Annotated in this window: 22 protein-coding genes; 16 read left to right on the top strand and 6 right to left on the bottom strand. The window is 65.2% G+C overall.

The window, feature by feature from the left end; all coding sequences use genetic code 11:
• Positions 1-7 precede the first annotated feature (7 nt).
• From WDM24_RS41340 to WDM24_RS41315, 6 genes are all read left to right on the top strand, one after another.
• On the top strand, positions 8-748 hold the full coding sequence (locus WDM24_RS41340; RefSeq protein WP_338829796.1) for a di-trans,poly-cis-decaprenylcistransferase: 741 nt from the start codon (positions 8-10) through the stop codon (positions 746-748).
• Positions 749-872: 124 nt separating this feature from the next.
• Positions 873-2,399, top strand: a complete 1,527-nt coding sequence (gene bchE / locus WDM24_RS41335) for a magnesium-protoporphyrin IX monomethyl ester anaerobic oxidative cyclase (protein WP_338829795.1) — start codon at positions 873-875, stop codon at positions 2,397-2,399.
• A 123-nt stretch (positions 2,400-2,522) separates the two neighbouring features.
• Complete coding sequence (locus WDM24_RS41330) at positions 2,523-2,942, top strand: aminoacyl-tRNA deacylase (RefSeq protein WP_338829794.1); 420 nt, start codon at positions 2,523-2,525, stop codon at positions 2,940-2,942.
• A gap of 54 nt (positions 2,943-2,996) precedes the next feature.
• On the top strand, positions 2,997-3,152 hold the full coding sequence (locus tag WDM24_RS41325) for a response regulator (protein ID WP_166300983.1): 156 nt from the start codon (positions 2,997-2,999) through the stop codon (positions 3,150-3,152).
• A gap of 100 nt (positions 3,153-3,252) precedes the next feature.
• The gene (locus WDM24_RS41320) at positions 3,253-3,402 is read left to right on the top strand and encodes a hypothetical protein (protein WP_338829793.1); all 150 of its coding nucleotides are present in this window, start codon (positions 3,253-3,255) and stop codon (positions 3,400-3,402) included.
• A gap of 66 nt (positions 3,403-3,468) precedes the next feature.
• Positions 3,469-4,707, top strand: a complete 1,239-nt coding sequence (locus tag WDM24_RS41315) for a threonine ammonia-lyase (RefSeq protein WP_338829792.1) — start codon at positions 3,469-3,471, stop codon at positions 4,705-4,707.
• Positions 4,708-4,861: 154 nt separating this feature from the next.
• Here the strand turns inward: WDM24_RS41315 and WDM24_RS41310 are convergent, their stop codons facing one another.
• Genes WDM24_RS41310 through WDM24_RS41300 form a run of 3 tightly spaced genes read right to left on the bottom strand, consistent with a single transcriptional unit; the run spans position 4,862 to position 6,401 of the window.
• A complete protein-coding gene (locus tag WDM24_RS41310) occupies positions 4,862-5,374 on the bottom strand; it encodes a DUF1697 domain-containing protein (protein ID WP_166300989.1) in 513 nt (170 codons plus the stop codon).
• A gap of 7 nt (positions 5,375-5,381) precedes the next feature.
• Positions 5,382-6,023 carry a glutathione S-transferase gene (locus WDM24_RS41305; RefSeq protein ID WP_338829791.1) on the bottom strand — a complete coding sequence of 214 codons (642 nt, stop codon included), beginning with the start codon at positions 6,021-6,023 and terminating at the stop codon, positions 5,382-5,384.
• A gap of 12 nt (positions 6,024-6,035) precedes the next feature.
• Positions 6,036-6,401, bottom strand: coding sequence for a hypothetical protein (locus tag WDM24_RS41300; RefSeq protein ID WP_338829790.1), 366 nt, complete (start codon positions 6,399-6,401; stop codon positions 6,036-6,038).
• Between the two features lie 232 nt (positions 6,402-6,633).
• On the opposite strand from WDM24_RS41300, the gene WDM24_RS41295 reads away from it, so the two are divergent.
• Positions 6,634-7,401 carry a dienelactone hydrolase family protein gene (locus tag WDM24_RS41295; protein ID WP_338829789.1) on the top strand — a complete coding sequence of 256 codons (768 nt, stop codon included), beginning with the start codon at positions 6,634-6,636 and terminating at the stop codon, positions 7,399-7,401.
• Positions 7,402-7,442: 41 nt separating this feature from the next.
• Here the strand turns inward: WDM24_RS41295 and WDM24_RS41290 are convergent, their stop codons facing one another.
• Entirely contained in the window at positions 7,443-8,555 is a 1,113-nt protein-coding gene (locus WDM24_RS41290; RefSeq protein WP_338829788.1) for a helix-turn-helix transcriptional regulator, read from the bottom strand.
• A 557-nt stretch (positions 8,556-9,112) separates the two neighbouring features.
• On the opposite strand from WDM24_RS41290, the gene WDM24_RS41285 reads away from it, so the two are divergent.
• The 4 genes from WDM24_RS41285 (at position 9,113) to greA (ending at position 15,555) form a co-directional block, all read left to right on the top strand.
• Complete coding sequence (locus WDM24_RS41285; protein ID WP_338829787.1) at positions 9,113-10,216, top strand: hypothetical protein; 1,104 nt, start codon at positions 9,113-9,115, stop codon at positions 10,214-10,216.
• Between the two features lie 398 nt (positions 10,217-10,614).
• The gene (locus WDM24_RS41280) at positions 10,615-11,850 is read left to right on the top strand and encodes an efflux RND transporter periplasmic adaptor subunit (protein WP_338829786.1); all 1,236 of its coding nucleotides are present in this window, start codon (positions 10,615-10,617) and stop codon (positions 11,848-11,850) included.
• Positions 11,847-14,993 (top strand): multidrug efflux RND transporter permease subunit, encoded by a 3,147-nt coding sequence (locus WDM24_RS41275; protein ID WP_338829785.1) that lies wholly within the window; start codon positions 11,847-11,849, stop codon positions 14,991-14,993. Before WDM24_RS41280 ends, WDM24_RS41275 begins: the two co-directional genes overlap by 4 nt.
• Before the next feature lie 79 nt (positions 14,994-15,072).
• Positions 15,073-15,555: a transcription elongation factor GreA gene (gene greA / locus WDM24_RS41270; protein ID WP_338829784.1), complete on the top strand. Its 483-nt coding sequence runs from the start codon at positions 15,073-15,075 to the stop codon at positions 15,553-15,555.
• A 36-nt stretch (positions 15,556-15,591) separates the two neighbouring features.
• Here greA and WDM24_RS41265 read toward each other — a convergent pair whose 3' ends face one another.
• Positions 15,592-16,230 (bottom strand): GntR family transcriptional regulator, encoded by a 639-nt coding sequence (locus WDM24_RS41265; protein ID WP_166301018.1) that lies wholly within the window; start codon positions 16,228-16,230, stop codon positions 15,592-15,594.
• Positions 16,231-16,353: 123 nt separating this feature from the next.
• On the opposite strand from WDM24_RS41265, the gene bioB reads away from it, so the two are divergent.
• The 5 genes from bioB to WDM24_RS41240 all read left to right on the top strand — a co-directional run bounded on the left by bioB (position 16,354) and on the right by WDM24_RS41240 (position 22,045).
• Positions 16,354-17,349, top strand: a complete 996-nt coding sequence (bioB, locus tag WDM24_RS41260; protein ID WP_338829783.1) for a biotin synthase BioB — start codon at positions 16,354-16,356, stop codon at positions 17,347-17,349.
• Between the two features lie 65 nt (positions 17,350-17,414).
• Positions 17,415-18,569 carry an 8-amino-7-oxononanoate synthase gene (locus WDM24_RS41255; RefSeq protein ID WP_338829782.1) on the top strand — a complete coding sequence of 385 codons (1,155 nt, stop codon included), beginning with the start codon at positions 17,415-17,417 and terminating at the stop codon, positions 18,567-18,569.
• Entirely contained in the window at positions 18,566-19,198 is a 633-nt protein-coding gene (gene bioD / locus WDM24_RS41250; protein ID WP_338829781.1) for a dethiobiotin synthase, read from the top strand. Before WDM24_RS41255 ends, bioD begins: the two co-directional genes overlap by 4 nt.
• The gene (locus WDM24_RS41245; protein WP_338829780.1) at positions 19,195-20,457 is read left to right on the top strand and encodes an adenosylmethionine--8-amino-7-oxononanoate transaminase; all 1,263 of its coding nucleotides are present in this window, start codon (positions 19,195-19,197) and stop codon (positions 20,455-20,457) included. Before bioD ends, WDM24_RS41245 begins: the two co-directional genes overlap by 4 nt.
• Before the next feature lie 178 nt (positions 20,458-20,635).
• The gene (locus tag WDM24_RS41240; RefSeq protein ID WP_338829779.1) at positions 20,636-22,045 is read left to right on the top strand and encodes an MFS transporter; all 1,410 of its coding nucleotides are present in this window, start codon (positions 20,636-20,638) and stop codon (positions 22,043-22,045) included.
• On the opposite strand, the gene WDM24_RS41235 is transcribed toward WDM24_RS41240, so the two are convergent.
• The gene (locus WDM24_RS41235; protein WP_166301036.1) at positions 22,042-22,944 is read right to left on the bottom strand and encodes a LysR family transcriptional regulator; all 903 of its coding nucleotides are present in this window, start codon (positions 22,942-22,944) and stop codon (positions 22,042-22,044) included. The genes WDM24_RS41240 and WDM24_RS41235 overlap by 4 nt on opposite strands.
• Positions 22,945-22,951 lie beyond the last annotated feature (7 nt).

Raw genomic sequence — 22,951 nt, 5'->3', positions numbered from 1 at the left:
CTTTGTAATGCGAAGCAACGTCGCGCTCGAGCCGGAGGTCGCCATGCGGCTCCACGTCGGCATCATCATGGACGGCAACGGCCGCTGGGCGACGCGGCGCGGCCTGTCGCGGCTGCGCGGCCATGAGGCAGGCGTCGAGGCGATCCGCCGCATCGTCGAGGCCGCGCCGGACCAGGGCGTCGGCACGCTGACGCTCTATGCATTCTCGAGCGACAATTGGCGCCGTCCGAAGGCTGAAGTCACGGCGCTGATGGGGCTGTTGCGGTTCTACCTCGCCAACGAGATCGCAGCCCTGGTGCGCAACGGCGTCCGCCTCACCGTGATCGGCCGCCGTGACCGGCTGCCCGACGGCATCGCGACCGCGATCACGCGCGCCGAGGCCGCAACCTCCGACGGCACCACGCTGCATCTGCGCATCGCCATCGACTATTCGGCGCGCGATGCGATCCTGAACGCGGCCGCGCGCGCCGCCGGTGTCGGTCAGTTGAGCCGCGAAACCTTCGCCGATCTGATCACCGGCGAGGCCGGCTTGCGCGACGTCGACCTGATCATCCGCACCTCGGGCGAGAGGCGGCTGTCGGATTTCCTGCTTTGGGAAGGTGCCTATGCCGAACTGCACTTCACCGAGCGGATGTGGCCCGAATTCGACGCCGACGACCTCGCCGACGCACTCGCCTCCTTCCATCGCCGCGAGCGCCGCTTCGGCGGGCTGACCGCGATCGCGCCGGCGGAGGTGCCGAACCTCTAGCGCACCAAGTCCTAGCGCGCCAAGCCGCGCCTTCTCTCTTCTCAAGCCCGGCCGGAGGTTGGGCTCTCCTACCACACGATGCGGGGACGAACGATCACGCCAACCAAAGCGGGAGCGATCATCCATGCGCATTCTTCTCGTCAACGTGCCTCACCCTGCGATCGGCCGCCGGATTCCGGACGACCATTTGCCGCCGCTCGGCCTGCTATCGATCGGCGGGCCATTGATCGACGACGGACACGACGTTCGTCTGCTCGATGCCGAGTTCGGGCCGATGCCGGTCGAAGCCATCGTGGCGGAGGCATCGCGGTTTTCGCCGGATGCCGTCCTGTTCGGTCATTCCGGCTCGACGTCGGGCCATCCTGTCATCGCCGAGGTCGCGCAGGCCGTCGTCAAGGCCGTGCCCAATGTGCGGATCGTCTATGGCGGGGTGTTTCCAACCTATCATTGGCGCGAGATCCTGCGCGAGGAGCGCTACGTCACCGCGATCGTGCGCGGCGAGGGCGAAGAGACCGCGCGGCGTCTGATGCGGGCGCTGGAGACCGGCGGCGATCTGCGCATCATCAACGGCATCGCATTCCGCGATGACTATGGGCCGCGCGTGACACCGCCTGCGCCTGTGATCCGCGATCTCGACGCCTATCGCGTCGGCTGGGAATTGATCGATCATAACAGCTACAGCTATTGGGGCGGCCTGCGCGCCGTCGTCGTGCAGTTCTCGCGCGGCTGCCCGCATCTCTGCAATTATTGCGGTCAGCGCGGTTTCTGGACGCGATGGCGCCATCGCGATCCCGTGCGTTTCGCCAAAGAGCTGGTGCGACTTCATCGCGAGCACGGCGTCAGGGTGGTCAACTTCGCCGACGAGAATCCGACCGTCTCGAAGAAGGCCTGGCGGACCTTCCTCGAGGCTCTGATCGCGGAGAATGTCGACCTGATCCTGGTCGGCTCGACTCGCGCCGACGACATCGTGCGCGATGCCGACATCCTGCATCTCTACAAGAAGGCGGGCTGGCAGCGCTTCCTGCTCGGCATGGAGAACACCGACGAGAAGACGCTGGAGCTGATCCGCAAGGGCGCGACCACCACGATCGATCGCGAGGCGATCCGCCTGATGCGTCAGCACGGCATCCTGTCGATGGCAACCTGGGTGGTCGGCTTCGAGGAAGAGACCGATCGCGATCATTGGCGCGGGCTGCGGCAGCTTCTGTCCTACGACCCCGATCAGATCCAGATGCTCTACGTCACGCCGCATCGCTGGACGCCGTATTTCCGTCTCGCGGCCGAGCGGCGTGTGATTCAGACCGATCGCCGGCTCTGGGATTACAAGCATCAGGTGCTTGCGACACGGCACATGCCGCCGTGGCGCGTGCTGCTCTGGTTCAAGTTCACCGAGATGGTGCTGCAAAGCCGCCCGAAGGCCCTGCTCCGCGTGCTGTTTCATCGCGATGCCGGACTTCGCCATGCGATGCGCTGGTACACGCAGATGGGGCGCCGGGTCTGGCCGCACGAAATTCTCGGCTTCCTGCGCGACAAAAGGCTGAAGAAAGGGCCGACGGTGCAGGAATTTTGGGGCGCGCCACAGGATATGGAAGAGGAATCGATGTCGTCGCAGCGGCCCGAGCGCCGCGTCGGGACATCGCGTGCAGCGTAAGTCGATACCGTTGCGCCGGGTCTGGATAACTGGCGCTGGTGACTGGACCTTGGAGTCATCAGCGCGATAATTTCCGGATCGGCTGCGCAGAACAAAAAGAACCGTGGCGGTCGAGGCGTCGAGTTGAGCATCCAGGTTGCGATTCTGAAAATATTGGCCAGTCACGTCAGCGGCAGGGCCACACTCGATTCACTCAAGCACGACCTCGCCATTCTCTCGTCAAGCGGCGACGATTGGCATGCGCGGATCAAGCGGCTGGCGTCGCGGGTTCCCGAGCTCGATATCTTCAGCAGCTTCTATGTGCTGCGTGACGTCGAAGGCTGGCAGATCACATCGGCCGGACGCGAGTTCCTGCAGGCGCTGGAGGCCGTGACGCAAGACAATCTGTACAATCTGTCGCCCGCGCCGACGGACGAGAGCGCAATCCGTGCAGAGGGCACGCTGATTGTGGTCGGTCACCGCTTCAAGAATCGAATGCGAACGCAGCGCGATCCCGAGCAGGGCGTATCGCCACGCTGCCGGCCGTTCCGCGAGCCGCATTGAACCTCGCCGCGTTGCGCGCGACCTAATCTCGGGGCGTGGCTCTGGAGGTCGCAAATGACTGCTTTGGCTCAATCGATTGCTCGCGCGTTTGCGGCCAATTCGCTTCGGAGCAGCATCGCCCGGCATGCTCTGCTGTTCGTCTTGGCGGTGTTGTTCGTCGCGGCGTTGCGGGCAAGCTATGGCCTCGATCTCAGCGCGGGCTTCTTCTAACAACCCGACGAATTTTCCGGCGGTACGTCACATTGGGTTAACCGGATCGGGATAGCCAAGCGCACGCTTTCCTTGTATCTCGAACCCGGGCCGATCTCCCATGGACAAGCCGATGCGCTGCCGGTGCGGCAGGACGCGCACCATTGTGCTCGACAGGCATTTCCGCACCGCGTTGGTATGCCTGAAATGCGATGAGATCGAGCTGGCCGGGCCGGTCAGGCCGCAGGAACAGGTGTTGACCGCACGATAGGGCGGTCGTTTTCGGCGCCGAAACCCGCTAGGTTCCGTCTGACGAAACGGTCCAAAGCGAACCCCGATGCCGCATCCTTCCGATACCACCGCCGTAACCGGCGCTAGCGTAACTCTCGCCGACGTGCGCCGCGCCGCCGAAATCATCAAGGGCGCGGTCATGGTCACGGCGTGCAACGAGAGCCGCACGCTGGGCGAAATCTGCGGCTGCCGCCTGTTCCTCAAATTCGAGAATTTGCAGTTCACCGCGACCTTCAAGGAGCGCGGTGCGCTCAATCGCCTGCACGCGCTTTCGCCAGAGGAGCGCAAGCGTGGGGTGATCGCGATGTCGGCCGGCAATCATGCCCAGGGCGTGGCGTATCACGCCAAGCGGCTCGGCATTCCCGCCACCATTGTGATGCCGATCGGCACTCCGATGGTAAAGATCGAGAACACCAGGCGGCACGGCGCCGAGGTCATCATCACCGGGCAGACGCTCGAAGAGTGCTCTGCGTTCGTCAGCTCGCATGCCGCGCAGCACGGCCTCATCCTGGTCCACCCCTATGACGATCCCCTGATCATTGCCGGCCAGGGCACGATCGGGCTCGAAATGCTCGCGGCGGTGCCGGAGCTCGATATCCTGGTGGTGCCGATCGGCGGCGGCGGGCTGATCTCGGGCATCGCCACGGCCGCCAAGGCGCTGAAGCCGTCGGTGCAGATCGTCGGTGTGCAGGCGCAGCTCTATCCATCGATGTATAATGCCGTCAAAGGCGAGCAGTTGCCGATGCGCGGCGACACGCTCGCCGAGGGCATCGCGGTCAAGTCGCCCGGGCAGATCACCACCAAAATCGTCCGCGAGCTCGTCGACGACATCATCCTGGTCAGCGAGGACCAGATCGAGCGCGCGGTCGCGACCCTGATCTCGATCGAGAAGACGGTGGTCGAGGGCGCCGGCGCCGCCGGCCTCGCGGCGGTGCTCTCTGCACCGGAGCGCTTCGCCGGCAGCTCAGTCGGCCTCGTGCTGACCGGCGGCAATATTGACACCAGGCTGATCGCCTCGGTCCTGACCCGCGAACTCGCCCGCGAGGGACGGCTGACGCAACTGGCGCTCGACATCGTCGACCGGCCCGGCCAGCTGGCGGCGGTGTCGATCCTGCTTGCGGACGCCGGCGCCAACATCATCGAGGTCTCGCACCAGCGCACCTTCTCCGATCTGCCGGCCAAGGCGACGCTGCTCGAGCTCGTGATCGAAACCCGCGACCGCGCCCATCTGGAAGAGGTGCTGGCAAGGCTCAGCGCCGAAGGATTCGCGGTGCGGGAGAGCTAGCGACGCGATACCCATCCGCGAGTTTGAAGCACCCAACCCGTCATCCTGAGGTGCGAGCGGAGCGAGCCTCGAAGGATGAATCGGCCACCAGGGGGCCGTCGATCCTTCGAGATGCGCGCAAGAGCGCGCTCCTCAGGATGACGGTTCTCCTTGACTAGTCCCCCGCCGCCAACTCGGCGAGCTTCGCGATCGTGTTGATATTCCGCGCGGTGCCCTGGACGGCGGCGGGGATCTTCAGCTTCGAGCGGCCCATGCCGCTGCCATAGGCGACATAGATCTCGCGCTTGCCGAGCCGCATCTGTTCGTCCTGCTGGCCCTTGACGTCCTTCAGGGCGTTCCTGGCCGGCGGCTCGTCGAGGAAGATCGCCACCGTATGGTTCGGCGGCTCGTTCGGAAACGGATTGGCCTGCAGCACCGCGGCGATCTCGTCGGCGCTCCGCACCACGACGCCGACCGGCTTGCCGGCATAGGCCTGCAGCCGCTTCTCCAGCGCGGCCTTGACCTTTGCAGCTGCGAGCTTCGAGGAAAACACGACATTGCCGCTGGCGATATAGGTCTGCACGTCGGCAAACCCCGCGTCGACGCACATCGCCTTCAATTCGGTCATCGGCAGCTTGCCGGTGCCGCCGACATTGACTGCGCGCAACAGGGCGACGTAACGCGGCATCACGGCCTCACGTCAGCAGCAGCGCCATGCCGGGATCACCCTTCTGCATCGCGCGCTGATAGGCCGGGCGCGCGGCAATGCGGCCGAGATAGTCCCTGATGTTGGGGCAGCGGCCGAGGTCGTAGGGCAGGAAATAGCGCATGGTCGTGAGCGAGAAGCCGATCATGATGTCGGCCGTCGTGAATTCGTCGCCCGCGAGATAGCGCGCGCCACCGACCCGCGCCTCGATCAGATCGAACGAGCGGTCGACCCGCGCTTTGGTCGCCACCAGCATCGGATTGTCGGCCGCGAGGTTGAGGCGGTTCAGGATCATGCTGCGGCCCATCTGCGCCTGCAGCGTGCCATTGGCGAAGTGAAACCAGTACAGGAATTGGGCGAAGTCGGGATCGCTGGGCTTCAGCGTCAGCCGCCCGTTGCCATATTTGGCGAGGATGTATTCGACCACCGCACCGGACTCGGCCAGCACCAACTCGCCCTCGGTGATGACGGGCGCGGTGCCGATCGGGTGCAGCGCCTTGTAGTCGGCCGGCGCCAGCATCGTGACGGGATCGCGCGCGTAGCACTTCAGCTCATAGGGGATCTCCAGCTCTTCGCACAGCCAGACGATCCGTTCCGATTGCGACTTGCCGAGATGGTGGACGGTGAGCATGCGTGCTCCTTATCAGGCGGCCGCTTTCTTCTTCGCGGGCTTCTTCTCAGATTTCGCCTCAGATTTGTTCTCAGGCTTCTTCTCGGGCTTCTTCTCGGGCTTCTTGGCCGGCGCCGGCTCTTCCATCGCCTTCTTCATGGCGCGGGCATAGGCGTCGGCTGCGTTCTCCGCCGAATTCTGCAACCGCTTGGCGGTCGCGGTGGCGTTCAGGATCGTGCTCTTGGCGAGGTAGCGGAAGCGCGCCTTGGTCTCCTTGTCCTTGGCCTTGGCCGCGCGCGCGACCCAGACGGCCTGGCGCTTTTTCGCGGCCGCCATCACGGCTTTGGTCTGCGCTCTTGCGGTTTGCCGGATCACGGCGTCGAGGTCGGCTTCGGCCATTCAGATGCACTCATTGACTGGGCAGGCGCCGGGCGGGCGCACGGAGGGAGGGGAGCTATCACTAGCGCAACCGGCGCCGTTTGAACATCTGCTCCTTTAGCGATCGCCGGCGGATGCCGCCACCGTCTGCTGCGACCATGCCGGCATCACCGGCCAGGCTATCGGGCGCGCCGTTCGGCATGATATAGCGGCGCGGCCTGACGAGGGGCGGCGCAGTCCAATCGAGGTTTCGATGCACGCAATCAGCCGAAGGAGCCTGCTTGGCGGCGTTGCCCTGCTGGCCGCATCGCCCTCGCTTGCGGCGGTGCCGGCCGAGACGCTGAGCGTCGATGCCAGTGAGGGCCGCGTCGCGCTCAACCATTTTGCTTCCGGGCGCACCGGCAAGCGGCCGGCCGTGCTTGTCCTGCACGGCTCGCGCGGCTTCGATCTCAGGCCGCGGGCCTATGAACGCTATGCCAATGCGCTGACCGCGGACGGCATCGACGCCTATTTCGTTCGCTATTACACGCCGGCCGACGAGCAAGCGTTCGAGACGATGCGCACGCACGTGATCCGTGAGGCCTACGAGACCGGGCGCTTCGACGCCTGGGCCGCGCGGGTCTCGTCCGTAGTGACCGCGGTGCTGGCGGGCGCGGACAGTTCCGGCCGGATCGGGCTGCTCGGCTTCTCGCTCGGCGGCTACGTTGCCGCGGTAGCGGCGGCCCGCGACGAACGGGTGGCTGCGCTGGCCGTGCTGTATGGCGGCATGCCCGACAAGGTTGTGCCAGAGGTCAAGCATCTGCCGCCGATGATCGAGTTGCACGGCGAGGCCGACCGCAACGTGCCGCTCGCCAAGGGCGAGGAGCTTGTCGGGATCGGCAAGTCGGTCGGTGCCGCGGCGGAGATCGTCCGATACCCGGGCAAGGCGCACGGTTTCGACTTCGCGGACAATGATCCGATGACGGCCGATGCCGTCGGTCGTGTTGCCAGCTTTTTCCAAGCGCGCCTGAACGTGGCTTGAGTCCTGATCGCCCTGGATACGGGAGCTGCGCGGGACTTTGTTTAGTCCGCAGCCGGACCCGGCGGCACCTTCGCGCCGGCGAGCAGTCCGGCCAGCTCCACCTGCCGGCCGAGCCCGGTCTTCGCCAGCACGGCCTTGAGCTGGTTGCGCACGGTTTCGCGGGAGATGCCGAAGGCGACGGCGATCGCCTCGACGGTTCGTCCCTCGCCGATGCCGCGCGCGACCCGCGCTTCCGCCGGCGTCAGGTCGAACAGGCCCTGCAACACCTCCGCGGTCGGCACCTCGGCCGGCACCACCGGCGTCACGATCACGATCGCCAGCGCGCGATCGAACAGGTCGCGCGCCGAACCGTGGATCGGGACCAGATGCACGATCAGCGGCGGGCGATCGCCCTGTGCCGCGATCGGCACCGAGCGGACCTCGACGCTGATCAGCCCCTGATCGAGCGCTGCAAGTGCCTGGGCGAACAGCGCGTCGGCGGCGGGCGCCGCCAGCGCCAGGCGCTCGGCGCGATCCTGCATCACGTCGGGCACCAGACGGTCGAACAGCGTGTTGGCCGCCATCAGGCGGCCGCCGCGCCGCAGCACGGCCGCGGGCAGTCCGAGTATCGCCAGCGACTCGGTTGCCGCCCTGGCGCGCTCCATCCCGAGCCGGGCCGACAGCAATGCGGCACGCGCCAGATGCGGGCGCAGCGCGTCGAGCTGCTCGATCGCTTCCCGCTCGATCGGCCCGTGCTGGTATTCGCGCTCGACGCTGTAGATCAGCATGTCGCCGCTCGGCACCGGGATTGCGGTGCCGGCACCCCAGCCGAGCCCACGCGGCCGGAAGAATTCGCGGATCTGGAAATCCTGCTGCACCTCCTCGGGCGTATCGAACACGTCGATGTCGCGCAGGAAGCCGGCATGGTTGGCCGCGAGCAGGCGCGGCAACCGCCCGTTGCGCTGGTGCCAGCCGCCTTCGACATAGGCCGCCGTGTCGTCGTGCATGTCGGGGGATGCGATCCATCGGACGTCATGCGGAGCCGCCGTCAGCAGCACGGTGCCGCGCGCACGCGCGATCTCGCCGACCTGATGCAGGACGTTCGGCCACAACTCGGGGAGGACGGCGGCCTCATAGGCCAGTTCAATCAGACGCTCGTGCAGGTCGTTCGTCATCGGCCATCCCGGAAAACTTGTTAACCAATAGATAAACCCTTCGACCTCGGAAATATTGCGTAGAGCAATTCGGCCTAGCCCACGAGTCCGGGCTATTCCGGGGCACTTCGCCGCATCACGAGCGTTTCGCCGGTCTTGTTTGCGACCTTCGCGCAGATGTGCCGGGCCTTGCTCGCTTGGCTGCGGCATGGTCCGCGGCCGGCCAAAAGTCGCTGAGGTCAAGCCCAAAACCCGACAAGCAAGACCTGACGATCAAGACCCGACAATCGAAGTCCGGCGATGGCGCCTCCGCCTTGTATGGCGGAATTGAAGCTGCGTGACAGTCAGAAATACCCCGAAGTGTCTCGAAACGTATTCGGCGTGAATTGTCGCTGTGCCGGGCCTTCCAGCGTGGCGGGATTGCAACGCCGCGCGCGATCATTCGACGATGAACATCCTTTAATTTGTGTCCGCGCGATCTGTGGCGCCAGCTAGGGCCACCTTGTCTCATTCGATCGGGCCGCAAGCGGGCTCGGGGAGGGCCGATGATCAGCCGCAGGGCTCTTTCCGGATTGTTGATGACGCTGGTCGGCCCCTCGTCGGTTGCCGGCAATAACACGCTGGCGCTGAGTCATTGCAGGGGATCATGCGCGAATATCGATTTGCCGACGCTTGGCTACGACAAGTTCTGCCGGTCGTTCTTCGATATCGCGACAAGCGGCAAGCTGCGCGCGGTCGCAACCGGCCCGGAAATTCGACGCGAGATGCGGTCTCTTTTCCAGGGACCGCGGCTTTATCGGCCGTCGCGCGACGAGATCCGGATTCTCTGGCGCGCGCCGGCGGACGGATTCTCGGTCGTGAAGGTCGAGTTCGATCTGGAGTGCGGCGTACCGGTGCGCGGATGCCTTGGGATTCCCGACGGAGAGTTCAAGGGATTGATCCTGCTCGGCCACGGCATGGCGAGCACGCCGGAGCGCTGCTTCGATGATGCCGACAACGACTACATGAACGCGCTCGGCAAGAGCCTGTGCCGGGACGGCTATGTCGTCTGGTGTCCTTACATCGTCCAGATCGGAGACCAGGCAAGTCAGAACAACATCGCCGCGATGCTGGCATCCCATGGCGTCTCCGCGCACAACGTGTCATGCGCATCGATCGACGCCGGCGAAATCGTCTGCAGGAAGCTGACCGGAGCGTCCGGCTTGAACGTCGGCGTGTACGGGGTGTCGTGGGGCGCGTTTCTCGTGCTCCATCTGGAAGCCGCCACGGGGCGGATGCGGCCCACCGTCGTCTCCGGCTATATGCGCGACGAGAAGAAGCTTCTGATGTCGTCCGTCATCAGCAGGAATCTCGGCGTCGAACTTGCGACCTACATCCATTTCAGCAGCAGCCGCGCCAGGTACACAGGCGCAGAGCTGGCGTACCTGATTTGCCCGTGTCCGCTGTTCGTCGAGATCGGCAGCCGCGACAGCGCCAACGCGGCGGAACTGGGGCGGGATGAGAAGTTCGCGGAAATGCAGTCGGTCTACGCATCATCTGATCACCCGCATGCGATCGAGATGGCCATCTTCGACGGCGTGCACGAGGCCAGCGGCGAGCGCGCGCGGCCATGGCTGTACCAACATCTGGAGTCGCCCGCTTATCAAGAGACGTCCCGTTTGAAGAACGCCATCGCGTTGTGAGCGGAATGGGCGACGCCTCGCCCTTCAATTCGCCGTCGAACATGCGCGAGCATTGGGCAACTGTCCGCAGCAATCGTCTGCCGGCATCCTCCAGGCATCAATACCGGACCTCGAGCGTTGAGGTCGCGCGCACGTCATCACGTTGACGGGAGCTTCCGGTGTCCGGCGCCCGCACCGGGCCTGTCGGTGTGGCCGTGATCGGCGTGTCATTGCAGCGTCGCGGCGCTTTCTCACAGTGGCGTGTCGTCGGGATCACCGCAACGGGGCGATCCGGTTCCAGGATTGTCGGATTAGGCGCGTTATGATCTCCTGCAACGCACCTTGCCCATCCTGACCTTCCCGGTCTGAGGGAACTCGACGTCTGATAGAGCTTGTTGGTAGCCGAAGGGTTGGACAGCATGAGTGGTCCGGAACGAATGCTTGGGGGATTGGCAGGGCTCCTGGTATCGGCGGGATTGGCGGCTATCGGGATTTCGGCGGCGCATGCTCAGGCGGGCCCACCCGGGCCTCCTGCCGTCGGCGTGTTCGAGGCGGTGAAGCGGCCGATCACCGAAACCAACGAATTTCTGGGACGCATCGAGGCCCCCAACCGCGTCAACGTGGTGGCACGCGTGACCGCCTTCCTGGAGAAGCGGAACTTCGTCGAAGGCTCCGAAGTCAAGGCCGGCGACCTGCTGTATCAACTCGAGCGTGGCCCGTTCGAGGCCGACCTTGCATCGAAGAAGGCGCAGGTCGCCCAACTGCAGGCGACCTTGGTCAACGCCAAGCTGACCACCGATCGCGCCAAGTCCCTGCTCGGCGGGCCGGCCGGCCAGCAATCGAGCGTCGATGCGGCGGTCGCCAACCAGCAGAGCCTCGAGGCGCAGGTGCAGGCCGCGCAGGCCCAGGTCGACCTGTCCCAGATCAATCTCGACTACACCGAGATCCACTCGCCGATCGACGGCAGGATCGGGCGCACCGCGGTCACCGAGGGCAATGTCGTGACGCCGAATTCGGGAACGCTGACGACCATCGTCAGCCAGGACCCGATGTATGTCACCTTTCCCGTGCCGGTGCGCGAGGCGCTCGATCTGCGCGACCGCTACGCGACCCGCGGCGGCTTCAAGGCCGTTATCATCCGCGTGCGTCTGACAAACGGCCGGCTCTACAACCAGGTTGGCGAGCTGAATTTCGTCAACAACACGATCGCGCAGAACACCGACACTATCTCGTTGCGCGGTACCATTCCGAACCCGTCGACGTACACATCCGTCGCAGCCGGCGGTGCGGTCCGTGAGCTCACCGACAATGAGTTCGTGACCGTGCTGCTGGAAGGCGTGCAGCCGGTCGAGGTGCTGGCGATCCCGCGCTCGGCGGTGCTGTCGGATCAGCAGGGCGAATATGTCTACGTCGTCGGCGCCGACAACAAGGCCGAGCAAAAGCGGATCCAGCTTGGGCAATCGACCTCGACGATTGCGGCGGTGACGAGCGGCATCGCGCTCGGCGACAAGGTCGTCGTCGAGGGATTGCAGAAGGTCAGGCCGGGCGAAGTGGTCGCGCCGGGTCCCGCCAGCGCGCTGATCCAGTCGAGCATGAAGGTCTCGGCGGACGGCAGCGCAAGCAGCACGCCGAAATCGACGGGCAACAATCCATGATTTCCGCTGTCTTCGTAGATCGTCCGCGGCTTGCGATCGTCATCGCGTTCGTGATCACGATCGCCGGCGTGCTGGCGATGATGCAGATCCCGGTCGCCCAGTTTCCGGACATCGTGCCGCCGCAGGTGACGGTCTCGGCCGTGTTCCCCGGCGCTTCGGCCGAGGTCGTCGAATCCAGCGTTGCCCAGCCGCTGGAAGCGCAGGTCGTCGGCGTCGACAAGATGCTCTACATGAAGTCGACCAGCGGCAATGACGGCAGCTACACGCTGACGGTCTCGTTCGCGCTCGGCACCGACCCTGACATCAACACTGTCAACGTCAACAACCGGGTGCAGAGCGCGCTCGCGCAATTGCCGACCGAGGTGCAGGCGCAGGGCCTGACCGTGCAGAAGAAATCCTCTGCGGTGCTGCAGTTCATCGTGCTGTACAGCAAGAGCGGCGAGCAGGACCCGCTGTTCATCACCAACTACGCCATCATCAATGTGCTGGACGCGATCTCGCGCACGCCGGGCGTCGGGCAGGCATCGCTGTTCGCCAAGCTGAACTATTCGATGCGGATCTGGTTCGACACCCAGCGCCTGACCAGCCTCAATCTGGCGCCGTCGGATGTGATCGCCGCGATCCGGGCCCAGAGCGTGCAGGCGCCGGTCGGCCGCATCGGCGCGCGTCCAATCGCGAACGACCAGCAATTCCAGTTCAACGTGCAGACCCAGGGCCGCCTGACCACCTCGACGCAGTTCGGCAACATCGTGCTGCGGGCCAATCCGGACGGATCGGTGCTGCGGATCAAGGACGTCGCCCGCGTCGAGATCGGCGCGCAGAACATGGACTCGGAATCGCGGATCGACGGCAATCCCGGCGTGCCGATGGGCATCTATCTCGCGCCGGGCGCCAACGCCGTGACCACGGCCAAGGCCGTGCAGGCGACGCTTGCGCGGCTCTCGGAGCGGTTTCCTCCCGGCCTGAGCTATCTCGTGCAATACGACTCCACGACCTTCGTCTCCGATACGATCAAGGAGGTGATCAAGACGCTCGGCGAGGCCTTTGTGCTCGTCGTGATCGTGGTGTTCCTGTTCCTCGGCAATCTGCGCGCCACGGTGATCCCGGCGGTCGCGGTTCCGGTCAGCCTGATCGGCGCCTTCGCGGTGCTGCTGGCGCTCGGCTATTCCGCCAACACGGTCTCGCTGCTGGCGATGGTGCTTGCGATCGGCATCGTGGTCGACGACGCCATCGTCGTGGTCGAGAACGTCGAGCGCGTCATGGAAGAGGAGCCGGAGCTGTCGCCGGCCGACGCCACCAAGAAGGCGATGACGCAGATCACCGCGCCGATCATCGCGATCTCGCTGGTGCTGCTCTCGGTGTTCGTGCCGATTGCGTTCATCCCCGGCATATCCGGCACGCTGTTCCGCCAGTTCGCGGTGACGATCAGTGCGGCGATGGTGATCTCGGCGCTGAATGCGTTGACGCTGTCGCCGGCGCTGTGCGCGGTGTTCCTGCGCCATGGCGGGCCGCGGCGCGGCATCATAGGACGGGTGCTCGGCGGCATCGACTGGGTGCGCGACCGCTATGCCGGCGTGGTGCAACGGCTGGTCCGCGTGGCGGTGCTGTCGCTGGTCGCGGTGCTGGTGTTCGCCGGGGCGGTGTTCGGCGTGTCGAAGATCACGCCGACCGGCTTCCTGCCCGAGGAGGACCAGGGCGCGTTTTTCATCGCGGTGCAGCTACCTGATGGCGCCTCGGTGGCGCGCACCAGCGAGGTCACCAAGCAGGTCGAGGCGCTGCTGAAGAAGAACCCGGCGATCGACCACGTGCTGTCGATCATCGGCTTCTCGCTGCTCGACGGCGGCAACGAGCCCAATTCCGCCTTCATGGTGGCGCGCATGAAACCGTTCGAGGATCGCAAGGCGGTCACCGATTCGGTGCAGGCCGCGATCCGGCAGACCTTCATCGCGGGATCGCAGATCCGTTCGGCCTCGGTGCTGCCGTTTAACCTGCCGCCGATCATCGGGCTCTCGACCTCCGGCGGCTTCGAATATCAGCTTGAGGCGCTCGAGGGGCAGGACCCGGCCGCGCTCGGCAGCGTGATGGGCGGGCTCATCGCCGCGGCGAACCGCGATCCGCGGCTGACCCGCGTGTTCTCGACCTTCACCGCGACCAACCCATCGATTTTCCTCGATATCGATCGTGCCAAGGCGCAGGCGCTCGGCCTCAACATGGCCGACGTGTTCACCGCGCTGCAGGCCACGCTCGGCGGCATCTACGTCAACAATTTCAATCTGTTTGGCCGCACCTGGCAGGTCAATGTGCAGGGCGACGCGGCCAACCGCGCCGACATCCCCGACATCTGGCAGATCTACGTGCGCAACAGCGGCGGCGAGATGGTGCCGATCCGCTCGATCGCATCCTTGCGGATCGTCACCGGGCCGCAGGTGATCACGCGCTACAACAATTATCGCTCGGTCACCGTCAATGGCGGACCGGCGGCGGGCGTGTCGTCGGGCACCGCGATCGCGGCGATGGCTGAACTCTCGAAGACGACGCTGCCGGCGGGCTATTCCTACGAATGGACCGGCACCGCCTATCAGGAGCAGGCGGCCTCCGGCCAGACCGGCATCATCCTCGGGCTCGCGGTGCTGTTTGCCTATCTGTTCCTGGTGGCGCTGTATGAGAGCTGGACGATTCCGATTCCCGTGCTGCTGTCGGTCACGGTCGGCGTGCTCGGTTCCTATCTCGGCATCAAGCTCGCAGGACTAAACCTCGATCTCTACGGCCAGATCGGCCTCGTGGTGCTGATCGCGCTCGCCGCCAAGAACGGCATTCTGATCGTCGAATTCGCCAAGGAGCAGCGCGAGGCCGGCAGGCCGATCGCGGAGGCTGCGATGATGGGGGCGCAAATGCGCTTCCGCGCGGTCATGATGACCTCGATCGCCTTCATCCTCGGCCTGGTGCCGCTGGTGGTCGCAACCGGCGCCGCGGAAATCAGCCGCCGTGCGGTCGGCACCGCGGTGTTCGGCGGCATGCTCGCCGCGAGCTCGATCGGCATCTTTCTGGTGCCGATGCTCTACGTCACCATCCAGGGCTGGCGCGAGGCTGCCAAGAACCGTTTTGGTCGTAGGGGCAAGACGGAACAACCCGCGGCGCATTAGATCCAACCTAATCCCATCGCGCATTAGCGGCGCTGATAAGGCGGGGCTATACTGCCTGCCTCATTGACGGAGTTCTGGATTGAGCGTTGCCTTCACCAAGGAAGAAAGTGCCGAGACCGCGTCTGAGACGCTGTTGCCGGACCGTCCCATTTCGCCGCATCCCAATCTGGTGACCGAGGCAGGACGCAAGGCGCTGGAGCGCCAGCTCCAGGAGGCACGCGAGGCCTTGGAGATCGCGCAGCAGCTGGACGACGTCAACGAACGGCGACGGCAGTCGGCCGTTCCGTTGCGCGACACGCGCTATCTCACGGAACGGCTCCGCACGGCGCAGGTGGTCCCCAATCCCGCTTCGACCGAAACCGTCGCGTTCGGAAGCACCGTGACGTTCAGCCGCGCCGATGGGCGGGTGCAGACCTATCGCATTGTCGGCGAGGACGAAGCCGATCCGAAGGCCGGCTCGATTTCCTTTGTCGCGCCGGTGGCGAGATCGCTGATGGGCAAAGCCGTGGGCGATATCGTCGGGTCGGGCGATCAGGAGCTGGAGATCGTGGCGATCGCCTAGCCGCCTCGCGACCCGCAAGCGATTGCAAATCCCAGATCACGCCGCCGGCAGCGCAAGTCGCTCGATCGTTTGAATATGCCGCGCGAGCAGGCTGCAGGCTTGCTCGATGTTGCGCGCACGTACGGCCTGCAGGATCATGCGATGATCCTGGCTGGGCCGCGGCCGCCAGCCGGCGTTGCGCGCCATCGCGAACACGAGCCGCGAATTGGCCAGCTGCAATCCGTCGAGGCTGGCGAGCAGCCGCGGCATCGCGCACGGCGCCACCAGCGCGTGATGAAAGGCGCGATTGGCCATCTCGAAATCCTGAACCGTCTCGGCATTGTCGCCTTCGATCAAGGCGAGCTCGATCCGCGCCAGATGCGCCGACGTGAACCTCGGGGCGGCATTGCGGAGCGCGACCACCTCGAGCGCGGCGCGCATCTCGGCGATCTCCTTCACCGATTTGGTGTCGAGTGGAGCAACCCGCACGCCGCGACGCGGCACGGCAACGACAAGGTGCTGCGCCTCCAATTGCCTGAAGGCCTCGCGCACCGGGACGTGGCTGGAATGGAATTCCCGCGCGACATGATCCTGCCGGAGCGGGGCGTCGGGCAGCAATTCGCCGCTGATGATGCGTTCGCCGATCGCGCCGGCGATGCGCCCGGCGGTGGTCGTGTTCTCTGCTTCGCTGACCATAGATTATCTATCGCAAAAACGGATGCGCATCCGCTCGACCTCGGCTAGCATCATTCTAAATCAACGATCATAGATAATAGCTCATTTTATCTATGATCCATCGCAAACGAGAAGGCAAGCCCGATGGTTGATGTGGTGGAAATCGAACGGACCGACAGAAGCAGCAGCGCCCCGTTGCGCAAAAGCTGGGAGCGCGCCGAGGCCGAAGCGCTCTACAATTTGCCGTTCGCCGACCTGATGTTTCAGGCGCAAGGCGTTCACCGCGCCAACTTCAATCCGAACCACGTCGAAACCGCGAGCCTGCTCAGCATCAAGACCGGCGGCTGTCCGGAAGATTGCGGCTACTGCTCGCAGAGCGCGCATTACGACACCGGCCTGAAGGCGACCCGCCTGATGCCGCGGGATGAGGTGGTCGCCGTCGCGCAGCGCGCCAAGGACGCCGGCGCAAGCCGCTTCTGCATGGCCGCGGCCTGGCGCAGTCCCAAGGACCGCGATCTCGATCAGGTCTGCGACATGGTCAGCGCGGTGAAGGGGCTGGGCATGGAGACCTGCGTCACGCTCGGCATGCTGACGCCTGATCAGGCCGAACGGCTCTCCGAAGCCGGGCTCGATTTCTACAACCACAATGTCGATACCTCGCCGGAGTTCTACGACAAGATCATCACCACCCGCACCTTGCAGGATCGCATCGATACGCTGGCGCATGTGCGCGACGCCGGCATCAAGGTCTGCTGCGGCGGCATTATAGGCATGGGCGAGCAGGTTGAAGACCGGCTCGGCATGCTGATACTGCTCGCCAATCTCCCCAGCCATCCGGAGAGCGTGCCGATCAATCTGTGGAACGAGGTCAAGGGCGTCCCGGTCAACGACACCGCGGAGCGGCCCGATCCGATCGCGCTGGTGCGGCTGGTCGCCACCGCGCGGATCATGATGCCGAACAGCGTGGTCCGGTTGTCGGCCGGGCGGCAATACATGACCGATGAGCTGCAGGCCATGTGCTTCCTCGCCGGCGCCAATTCGATCTTCATCGGCGATGTGCTGCTGACCACCAAGAACCCGCAGCGCGATCGCGATGCCGATCTGCTTGACCGGCTCGGCATCACGTCCCGTCTCGCCTGACCGCCATCTCCGGTGGGCGCGCAACGCTGGTTGCGCGCAATCCACAATCTTCCTGTGAGTGAAGCATGAGCGCAATCCATGCGGCCAAGGTCGCTGATTACGCCGCGGCCTTGCATGCCCTGAGCAAGGACGATCGGCTGCGCGGCCTCAAGCCGCGCGCGGGCATCGATTTCGTATCGAACGACTACCTGGCGCTGGCGAGCGCGCCGCGAATCAAGCAGGCGGTTGCGGCCGCGCTCGAGGCCGGCACGCCGATCGGCGCCGGCGGCTCGCGGCTGCTGCGCGGCAATTGCGAGGAGCACGAACGGTTAGAGGCCGAGGCCGCCAGGTTCTTCCGCGCCGAGACCGCGCTGTTCTTTGGCGGCGGCTACGTCGCCAATTTCGCCGTGTTGACCACGCTGCCGCAACGCGGCGACCTGCTGGTGCTCGATTCCCTCGTGCATGCCAGCATCCATGAAGGCGCGCGGGCCGGCCGGGCCGAATTCCGGTTCAGTGAACACAATGATCCCGGGTCGGTCGAAGACACCATTCGCAGCTGGCGCGCCCAGGGCGGGACCGGCCGGGTCTGGATCGTGGTCGAAAGCGTCTACAGCATGGACGGCGATGTCGCGCCGCTCGACGACCTCGTCGCCATCGCCGATCGGCTCGACGCATTCCTGATGGTCGACGAGGCGCATGGCACGGGAGTCTTTGGCGCGCAGGGACGCGGGCTGACGGCGCCCTATGAGGGGCGCGACAACCTCGTGATCGTTCATACCTGCGGCAAGGCGCTGGGTGCCGCCGGCGCGCTGGTCACCGCGTCCGCCGTGCTGCGCGACTTCATGGTCAATCGCTGCCGCCCGTTCATCTTCGCCACCGCGCCGTCACCGCTTGTGGCTGTTGCCGTGCGCGAGGCGCTTCTGATCCTGCAGGAGGAGCCCGAGCATCAGCAGCGCCTCGCAAAATTGGTCGCGTTCACGCATCGCGAACTCGATCTGCGCGGTTGGCAAAGTCCGTCGCGCTCGCAGATCGTGCCCTATATCGTCGGCGACAATGCGCGCGCGATGCAACTCGCGTCAGCATTGCAGGCGCGTGGCTTCGACATCCGCGGCATCAGGCCTCCGACAGTGCCGGCGGGAACCGCGCGGCTGCGCATTGCACTGACCCTCAATGTCGACGAGGACGACGTGCGCGCACTGCTCGATGCGCTGGTCGAGGAGACGCGGGGCTGGTCGCAATGACCAGCCGGATCGTGGTGACCGGCACCGATACCGGGATCGGAAAGACGATCTTCTCCGCAGGCCTCGCCGGCTTCCTCGGCGCGAACTACTGGAAACCGGTGCAGTCCGGCCTTGAAGAAGAGACCGATGCGCAAATGGTGGCACGGCTCGGCGGTCTTGCGCCCGATCGCATCGTGCCCGAGCGCTACCGGTTGCGAACACCGGCGTCGCCGCATCAGTCTGCCGAAATCGACGGCGTGCGCATCGATCCGGCTGCGCTCGATTTGCCCGCGACCTGTGACCGGCCGCTGGTGATCGAAGGCGCCGGCGGGCTGATGGTGCCGCTGAATGGCGATACGCTTTATATCGACATCTTCGAGCGATGGCGGCTTCCGGTCGTCCTCTGCGCCCGCACCGCGCTCGGCACCATCAATCACTCGCTGCTGTCGATCGAGGCGCTGCGCAAACGCCGGATCGATCTTCGCGGCATCGCGTTCATCGGTGACACCAATCCGGAGAGCGAGCGCGCCATTTGCGAGATCGGGCAGGTGCGTCGGCTCGGCCGATTGCCCTGGCTCGCACCGCTTGCGGCAGACACGCTGCAAGCCGCGTTCAAGGCATCGTTCCGCCGCGACGATATCAATCCATGACATCTCCCCGGAAATCGCCGATCTGGCACCCCTTCACCCAGCACGCGCTCCACGGCCCGATGACCAGGATCGTGCGCGGCGAGGGCGCCTATCTCTACACCGCGGATGACCGCCGGATCATCGATGCGATCGCATCCTGGTGGGTCGTGACCCACGGCCACTGCCATCCGCATATCGTGCGCGCGATCCAGAGCCAGGCGGAGCAGCTCAACCAGATCATCTTTGCCGGCCATACCCACGATCCGGCCGAAGCGGTTGCCGCGCAGCTCCTGAAGCTTGCGCCTGATGGGTTAGACTATGTGTTCTTCTCCGACTCTGGCTCGACCAGCGTCGAAGTGGCGCTGAAAGTGGCGCTCGGCTATTGGCACAATATCGGCGTGCCGCGCACGCGCATCATCGTCATGCAGCACTCCTATCATGGCGACACCGTGGGCACGATGTCGGTCGGCGCGCGCGGCGTGTTCAATGCGGCCTACGAACCGCTGCTGTTCGACGTTGCCTCGATCCCGTTTCCTGCCACCGGGCATGAGCAGGCGACGCTCGATGCGCTGGAAGCCGCATGCAGCAAGGAAAACGCGGCCGCGTTCATCGTCGAGCCGCTGATTCTGGGCGCCGGCGGGATGCTGATGTATCCCGCCTGGGTGCTGAAGGAAATGAAGCGCATCTGCGAGGCCGCTGGCGTGCTGTTCATCGCCGACGAGGTGATGACCGGCTGGGGCCGGACCGGCACCTTGTTCGCGTGCGAGCAGGCGGATGTCACGCCGGATATCGCCTGTTATTCAAAGGGCCTCACCGGCGGATCGCTGCCGCTCGCGGTGACGCTGTGCCGCGCGGACATCTACGATGCGCACTATTCCAGCGATCGTTCGCGGATGTTCTTCCATTCCAGTTCCTACACCGCGAACCCGGTTGCCTGCGCCGCGGCAAAAGCGAATCTCGAGCTCTGGCAACACGGCGCCCACGAGCGCGTCACGTCGCTCGCCGCGATGCAGGAGCGCCTGATCGCACCGTTCCGCGCCGATCCGCGCTTCGAAAACGTCCGCCGCACCGGCACCATCACCGCACTCGACCTCAAGGCAAACGATGCGGGCTATCTCGCAGGCATTGGCCCAAAACTTCTGGCCTTCTTCGAACGGCGAAACCTGCTGCTGCGACCGCTCGGCAACACGATCTACGTGATGCCGCCCTACTGCGTCACCGAGGCGGATCTCAATGAGATCTACGCCGGCATCGGGGCTGCGGCTGACGAGTTGGCCTGACGCGTCTTGCGTCTGCAGTCGCCAACATCAGTGAGATCGCCGCGCACTATCGCGCGTCAACTTCATCACTGCGCCAAATAGTCGAATTTTCGATTTGAATTGGACGACCACCCCCTGCGCGTCATCAATCGATGATTGGAGCATCCGGCTCCCGAAAGGCCGGGCAGGGAGGTTTGGCATGGCGCGATCCGCCGACATCGACATCAACGCGGGCGCACGCCTCGACAGGCTGCCGATCTGTGGATTCCACTGGCGCATCCTCGCCCTGATCGGCGCCGGCATGTTCCTCGATGCATTCGACATCTATCTGGCCGGCGGCGTGCTCGGGGCGGTGCTCAAGGAAGGCTGGTCGACGCTCGAGTTCAACGCCGCCTTCGTCTCAGCGACCTTCGTCGGCATGACGATCGGTGCCTGGTTCTCTGGCATTCTTGGCGACCGCTTCGGTCGCCGCTTCTCCTACCAGATGAACCTGGCGATCTTCGGTCTCGCGTCGATCGCGGCCGCCTTCGCACCCAGCATGATCGTCCTGATCGGCCTGCGTTTCGTCATCGGCATCGGGCTCGGCGCGGAAATCGTGGTTGGCTATGCGACCTTGACGGAGTTCGTGCCGGCCTCGTCACGTGGACGCTGGATCGGGCTGCTGGCCGTGATCACCAACTTCTCGCTGTTCGCGTCGTCGATGATCGGCCTGTGGGTGATCCCGACGCTTGGATGGCGCTACATGTTCGGCCTCGTCGGCGTCCTCGCGATGATCGTCTGGGTCCTGCGCAAGTCGATGCCGGAATCGCCGCGCTGGCTCGCCGCCAACGGCCGCGCCGATGAAGCCGAGAAAATTCTCGCGGCAATCGAGGCGGAGGCCGCGCGCAAGGGCGCGCTCGCTCCGGTCGCCGTCGGCGCGACGGAGCAGCAGCCTCCCGGCCCGGTGTGGCGCCTGTTCCAGCCGCCATATCTCAGCCGCACGCTGCTCGGCAGCCTGTTGCACATCGTCGTCGGCTTCAGCCTCTATGGGTTCATCGGCTGGCTGCCGACCTTCATGGTCAAGGGCGGTCACAGCGTGGTCTCCTCGCTGGGCTACACCACGGTGATGGCGCTCGGTGGGCCGGTCGGGTCGCTGATCGGCCTCGTGCTGGCGGACCGGCTCGGGCGCCGGCTGTCGATCGTCTGCTCGTCGATTGCGGCAGCGGCGCTCGGTATCGCCTATCCCACCATGCCGGACGGCGTTGCGCTCGCGGGCGTCGGCTTCCTGCTCATCACCGCGATCTACGTCATGCTGGCGACCGGGTTCGCGATGCACGTCCCGGAACTGTTCCCGACGCGCTATCGGCTGCGCGGCACGGCGATCTGCGCCACGTCCGGACGCATCGCAACCGCGCTGGTTCAATACGTCGTGGTCGCGATCTTCGCCTGGCAAGGCTTGACCGGCGTGCTGACGACGTTGGCCGGCATCCTCGTCTTCCAGGCCGTGGTCTTCCTTATGTTCGGTTTCGAAACCAAGGGACGATCGTTGGAGGATGCGTCAGCGATCGCGGACGCTGACGCAGGAAGTCAGCCGTCGATCGCGCGGAGACCGGCGGACATCAACGCCTAACCTAGATCGGAGCAGGCCGCCCTGAGCCGGCCGCGGAGCCAACCGTTGGCATTGCTCTGGTCGTATCTGCGATGCCAGTACAACATCCAGTCGAATGGCGCGGACTCGAACGGCAGGTCCTCCATTCGCAGTTCATCGTCCATCAGCACGGCGGCGAGGTGCCGCGGCATCACCGCGAGCAGGTCAGTCTTCTTCAGAACGTGGGGTACGACCAGCCAATGCGGTACGTTCAGGGCGATACGTCTTCGATGGCCGCGTTCGGCGAGCACATCGTCGACGAAACGCAGATCAGTCGGACTCATCGAAACCTTCATGTGCTCCTGCGCGATGAAGCGCTCGAAGGTCAACCGCCCGCGCTTGATCTCGTGACCGCGCCGCATCAGACAGACCATGCGGTCGCGCAGCAGCGTCTCCGAACGGATCGATGCGGAGTGCTCGAGACCCATGCTGACCGCGACGTCGATCTCGTCGCGCTCGAGCGCATCGATCGTCAGGGCAGGCGACAGATGGATCGTGTTGTAGGAGATCCGCGCCTCCGGCGGCCGCGCCGCGGCGAGTCTCGGCAGCAGCAGGCACGCGAGAATATCCGACATCCTGATCGTGAAGGTGCGTTCGGTCCGGTGCGGGTCGAACCCGGCATCGCTCGCCATCACGCGCTCGACCTGGCGAAGCACCTGGCGCAAGGGTTCCGCCAATTCGGTCGCGCGCGGCGTGGGCTGCATCCCGGTCGTCGTCCGCACCAGCAGTTCGTCCTCGAACATCGCGCGCAACCGGTTGAGCGCGTTGCTCATCGCCGGTTGACTGAGGCCGACACGATCGGCCGCCTTGGTGACGTGACGCTCGGTCAGCAGCGCGTCCAATGCGACGAGCAGGTTGAGGTCGATGGATCGAAGGTTCATGCGTCAT

It is taken from the genome of Bradyrhizobium sp. 27S5 (assembly GCF_037217225.1).
GTDB lineage: Bacteria > Pseudomonadota > Alphaproteobacteria > Rhizobiales > Xanthobacteraceae > Bradyrhizobium > Bradyrhizobium septentrionale.
The sequence above is the reverse complement of the archived record's forward strand: the minus strand, read 5'-3'. Positions and strand labels throughout refer to the sequence as shown.